General features: G+C 60.3%; 6 protein-coding genes. 2 read left to right on the top strand and 4 right to left on the bottom strand.

The window, feature by feature from the left end; translation table 11 throughout:
* The 4 genes from BGIM_RS64935 to BGIM_RS0121310 form a co-directional block, all read right to left on the bottom strand.
* Window positions 1–279 (bottom strand): hypothetical protein (locus BGIM_RS64935; RefSeq protein ID WP_029630246.1); only part of this gene is annotated, 279 nt, incomplete at its 3' end.
* Between the two features lie 74 nt (window positions 280–353).
* On the bottom strand, window positions 354–635 hold the full coding sequence (locus BGIM_RS0121320; protein WP_020471765.1) for a WD40 repeat domain-containing protein: 282 nt from the start codon (window positions 633–635) through the stop codon (window positions 354–356).
* Window positions 636–778: 143 nt separating this feature from the next.
* Window positions 779–1,315 (bottom strand): GNAT family N-acetyltransferase, encoded by a 537-nt coding sequence (locus tag BGIM_RS0121315; protein WP_020471764.1) that lies wholly within the window; start codon window positions 1,313–1,315, stop codon window positions 779–781.
* A gap of 99 nt (window positions 1,316–1,414) precedes the next feature.
* Window positions 1,415–2,755, bottom strand: coding sequence for a sialate O-acetylesterase (locus tag BGIM_RS0121310; RefSeq protein ID WP_020471763.1), 1,341 nt, complete (start codon window positions 2,753–2,755; stop codon window positions 1,415–1,417).
* Between the two features lie 125 nt (window positions 2,756–2,880).
* On the opposite strand from BGIM_RS0121310, the gene BGIM_RS0121305 reads away from it, so the two are divergent.
* Entirely contained in the window at window positions 2,881–3,474 is a 594-nt protein-coding gene (locus BGIM_RS0121305) for a malonic semialdehyde reductase (protein WP_020471762.1), read from the top strand.
* Window positions 3,475–3,522: 48 nt separating this feature from the next.
* Window positions 3,523–4,017 (top strand): DinB family protein, encoded by a 495-nt coding sequence (locus tag BGIM_RS0121300; RefSeq protein ID WP_020471761.1) that lies wholly within the window; start codon window positions 3,523–3,525, stop codon window positions 4,015–4,017.
* Window positions 4,018–4,249 lie beyond the last annotated feature (232 nt).

The raw sequence follows: 4,249 nt of genomic DNA, 5'->3' as shown, positions 1-4,249 counted from the left end.
CACGAACCGGCCCCCCGACGGCTCCAACGCCAGCATCCGGTCCCGCACCAGAGCCAGCGGCGGCCGTTGGCGAAGGCCCTTGCGGCCGAGAAACCGGCTGATCTGGGCGCGATGACGCGGCTCCGAGGCCACCGACCCCGAGGCTTGCGAGGCGCTCATGCGCCCCCAATGCAAACAAAACGCCGCCACGCAACGAATCACCAGGCCGAGCGCCCGGGGACTCAGGCCGGCCGGACGAAGAAACTGTTTGATTCCGGGGAGTCCTTCTTGCACAATCATGACCGAGACTCCTTCCGGTTGGTGATCACCCGGCCTCACGGCCCAACCGATCCGGCCGGGGGAGTCTCGTTTTTCTATCCCGGCCCACTCTCCTCAGCAAAAAGCGCAACTTCAAAAATTTCATCCCCGGTGGTCAGATCCCACAACCTTGCCCGATGATCGTACCCGGTGGTCACCAAATACTTGCCGTCCGGGGTGAAACATAGCCCGTACACCTCATGCCCATGCCCGAACGGCGCCCGCCCCAACCGCGAAAGCGGCTGCCGATCCGCCAGAGCCGGCGCTGCCGACAAGGAAGCCACCCACCCGGCGGCCATGATTAAAACCAATGTGTATGCAACGAGAAAAGGGCGCATCTCGAAACTCCCTGCCGCATGATTCGGGAATAGAACAGCCGACAAAACAGGCGGGAACCCGCCCGTCAGATTTTTCAACGAAGAATATCGTCCCCGGTTGTTCGGGGAGTGTCAACGAAAATGCGAAAACAGACGGACATCCTTCACTCTGTTATTTCTCCGGCCTGTAACAGGTAGCATGGATGCTCAAGCCTCGTCTGCGGCATGAGTTCATGGTGGGTGAACCGGAAGCCAGTCTTGGTCAACACGCGGCCGGAGCCGAGGTTGTTTGGGTGATGGCGGGCGAACAGGGCTTTCGCTTTCAAGGGGCCGAAGGCATGTTCGATGATACCTCGCAAGGCTTCGGTGGCATAGCCGTTGTTCCAGAAGGAGGGGAGCAGGTGGATGCCGACTTCCCATAGACCTTCGGCCGGTCGATGGGGCCGCAAGCCGCCGCAGCCGATGTGGGTTCCGTCGGACAGGAAAACGGGCCAATATTGGACGCCGTGGTTTGTGAGATTTTCCATCTCGATCAAAAGGCGTTCGCGGGCTTGTCGCACCGATGGGTTGCCGAGGTCGGCGATCAGACGGGTGACTTGCGGGTCGGCCCAGATGACGATGGCCAGCGGGAGGTCGTCGGCCGTCCAATTGCGGAAGCGGAGGCGTGGGGTGTGCGGGAGAGGCGTGGCCGCCGGGTTCATGCGTTAAAGACCGCTGATTTTGACAGGCATGGTCAATGGCCCGAACAAACAAGTATCGCCGGACTGGGGGAGACTCCGATCCGGCGGGCTGACATCACATCACTGGCCCGTGACGCCCTTCCAATCCTTGGTCTGGAATGGCGAGGCGGGCAGGCCCTCTTTGTTGGAGAGGTTCGGGTTGGCGATGTTGCTCCAGCCGAAACGAACTTGTGTCGGCTTGGTCACTTCCTTGGAAGAGACGATCACATCGTTCCCATCGATGACGGCCTCGGCGGCGATGAACTTGCCGTCCTCGGCGGCGATTTGGAATTCGCTCAGGGGCTTGTCGTTCCGGGACTTCAAGCCGCCGCCGGTGTGGGCGAACGACACCCGGATCTTGTCTCCCTCAATCTTCATCGATTTGTAAAGCGGGCCGGAGTAGACGATATCCTTCTTGCCATATGTCTTTGCCAGCGCCCAGAGGGCCAGCCGGTTGCCGACGTCCAGCTTGTTTTGCGGGTGGATGTCTGCGATGTTGTCCACAAGGTCCGTGGTCACGGCCATGCCGGTGTTCGGAATGCCAAGGCTGGCGGTTTGGGCTTCCCAGAGGCCGGGCAGCGAACCGGGGCCGTAACCGGACCACGGGGCGATTTGCACATAGTAGAAAGGCATGTCCTTGCCCCACGTTTGACGCCAGCCTTCGATGAGGGCGGCTTTCTTCGTGTGATAGCCCATGCCGTTGCCGACGTTGGCTTCGCCCTGATACCAGATCACGCCCTTGATCGCAAACGGTTGCAGGGGGGCGATCATGCCGTTGTGCATCCCGCCGGAACCCTTGGCCGTCACCGTCCACGGTTCGATCGGCGACCCGCCCCACGAACTGTTGATGAGGCCGAAAGGCACGTCAAGATCCTTTTGCAACCGGACGCCGAAAAAGTAAAGCACGGCCGAGAAATTGCCGGCCGTGGCCGGGGAGCATTCCTGCCACGCGGCTTTCACGTCCTTCGCCGGTTCCTTGGCCTGCACCTTGGGAATCTGTAGAAGACGGATGTTCGGGTGCTTCGCGGCGGCGACCGCATCCTTCCCCTTGGTTGACGCGCTGAGCGGCCATTCCATGTTGGACTGGCCGGAGCCGACCCACACGTCGCCGACGAGGATGTCCGTCAGTTCGACCTTGTTCTTGCCGCTGATGGTCATCGTTTGCGGCTTGGCGTTCACGGCCGGGGCGGGGAGGACGACTTTCCAGTCCCCCTTGTCGTCGGCCTTGGCGCTTTTCGACTGCTCGCCGAACTTGACGGTCACTTCTTCGTCCTTGTCGGCCCAACCCCAAACGGTGAGGGGTTGGTCGCGCTGGACGACCATGTGGCTGCCGAGGACGGCCGGCAATTTGACATCCGCAAACGCCGATGGCGAACAAACCGCCAATAGCGATAAGGCGGGAAGAATGGAGAGACGCTTCATCACGGAATGATTCCTCAAAAAAAGGGAGACGCGGAGTGTAAGGCGGGCCGGGCGGTATTGTATTCCCGCTCAGAAACTTCATAGACGCGCCATAGAATTTCGGTCACACCCCAAGGGAGATAAAGATGAGCAAGGTGGTTGACGACCAGAGTTTGAACATCCTGTTCCGCGATGCCCACACACACAATGGTTGGGTGAACAGCGAAGTCTCCGACGAGTTGTTGCAACAGGTTTACGACTTGGCCAAAATGGGGCCGACCTCGGCCAACATGTGCCCGATGCGCGTGGTGTTCGTGAAAACACCCGCCGGAAAGGAAAAGCTAAAGCCCTTCCTCGACGCCGGCAACGTGAGCAAAACGATGGCCGCCCCGGTGACGGCGATCATTGCGATGGACACGCATTTCTTCGAGCAACTGCCGAAATTGTTCCCGCAGACGGACGCGAAGGCGTGGTTCAAGGATCTCCCCGAAAACGTGCTGGAGATGCTGGCCCTGCGGAATTCCTCGCTGCAAGGGGCGTACTTCATCCTCGCCGCCCGTTCGCTCGGCCTTGATTGCGGCCCGATGTCCGGCTTCAACAATCAAAAAGTGGACGAGGCGTTCTTCGCCGGGACGACGATCAAATCGAACTTCCTCATCAACCTCGGCCACGGCGACCCGGCCAAGGTTCATCCGCGCAATCCGCGTCTGAGCTTCGAGGAAGCCTGCAAAGTGGTGTGATTTCGCCCGCAAAACTCTCCAAAACATCCTTCACAGAAATGGTGACCAATGACCGGACGCGAAGCGATTCAGGAATTCCTGGAGTCCACCAAGGGGACGTTGAATTGGTATCTGAGTGACTTCACCGACGCCGACATGCTGGTCCGGCCGGTGCCAGGGGCCAATCATGCCGCGTGGCAAGTCGGGAACGTGATCGGCGGCGATTTCTTCCTCATTAAAGACCAGTTGCCGGACGCCGTGTTTCCGGAACTGCCAGCCGGTTTTGCCGAGCTTCACGGCTCGGCCGGCGCGAAGCAAGAAGGCCCCGAAGGCTTTCTGACCAAGGACGAATACCTGAAGTTGTTCGCCGACGTGCGGGCCGCCGTGGTGACGGCCCTCAACAAACTGACGGACGCCGATCTGGACCGGCCCGTCACCGGGAAACTCGCGTCGTTCGCCCCGACGCTTGGCAAATTGTTCATCGCGGCGGCCAACCACACCATGATGCACGCCGGTCAATTCACCGTCATCCGGCGGAAACTCGGCAAGCCCGTGTTGATGTAATTGCCAGCCCGCTCAACTGCGATTTTCCGGGTCTGCAAATGTTTCTGTCATGGCCGATTGATTGGTTTTCGCCCCAAGGGGGCGCTCGAAAATATCCAGGGGCGGTCGCCGCCCCTGGAGCCCGTTGCCATGAAAGGTTTTCCGCCCCAACGGGGTGGTGCTTGCGAGTTGTGCCACCCCGTTGGGGTGGATTTCTTTTGGCCGTCATTGTCCAGGGGCTTTCGCCCCTGGC

The sequence above is a fragment of the Zavarzinella formosa DSM 19928 genome, assembly GCF_000255705.1.
Taxonomy (GTDB): Bacteria; Planctomycetota; Planctomycetia; order Gemmatales; family Gemmataceae; genus Zavarzinella; species Zavarzinella formosa.
Note: the sequence above shows the minus strand (reverse complement) of the source record. Positions and strands in the feature narration are given on the sequence as shown.

Excerpts from the sequence above, each read along its gene's own strand:
- BGIM_RS0121320 (WP_020471765.1), bottom strand. The coding sequence starts at position 635 with ATGCGCCCTTTTCTCGTTGCATACACATTGGTTTTAATCATGGCCGCC.
- BGIM_RS0121315 (WP_020471764.1), bottom strand. The coding sequence starts at position 1,315 with ATGAACCCGGCGGCCACGCCTCTCCCGCACACCCCACGCCTCCGCTTC.
- BGIM_RS0121310 (WP_020471763.1), bottom strand. The coding sequence starts at position 2,755 with ATGAAGCGTCTCTCCATTCTTCCCGCCTTATCGCTATTGGCGGTTTGT.
- BGIM_RS0121305 (WP_020471762.1), top strand. The coding sequence starts at position 2,881 with ATGAGCAAGGTGGTTGACGACCAGAGTTTGAACATCCTGTTCCGCGAT.
- BGIM_RS0121300 (WP_020471761.1), top strand. The coding sequence starts at position 3,523 with ATGACCGGACGCGAAGCGATTCAGGAATTCCTGGAGTCCACCAAGGGG.